Annotated in this window: 1 protein-coding gene; it reads left to right on the top strand. The window is 55.0% G+C overall.

Going from position 1 to position 407, the window contains the following annotated elements; translation table 11 throughout:
• The coding region (locus AC1DZ5_RS21555; protein WP_477892858.1) for an EAL domain-containing protein at nt 1–407 on the top strand (407 nt) is incomplete at both ends.

Here is a 407-nt window from a genome sequence, read left to right as displayed (position 1 = left end):
GGCGAATTGTGGCTTGCCTACCAACCCAAGCACGATACCTTGGGACGCTTGGTGGGAGTCGAAGCCTTGGTGCGTTGGAACCATGCCGCCTATGGCCCGATTTCCCCCGTGGTGATGGTGGCTTTGTCCGAAAACGGAAGTTCCATTCATAAGTTGGGCGGCTGGGTTTTGGAGCAGGCCTGCGCCTGCAAGGCCAGATGGAATGCACTGGGCTACCAGGATCTGACCATGGCGGTCAATCTTTCGCCCTTGCAACTGGAAGACACTGCCTTAACCCGCAAGCTGGAAGATCTACTGCATCGCCATGGGTTGAACCCATCAGAAATTGAACTGGAAATTACCGAATCGGCGGTGATCCCCGACAGTCAAGCCGCGGAGCTAACCTTGCAAAAATTTGCAGAGATAGG

This window comes from Rhodoferax sp. P1_F3 (assembly GCF_056405715.1).
The sequence above is the reverse complement of the archived record's forward strand: the minus strand, read 5'-3'. Positions and strand labels throughout refer to the sequence as shown.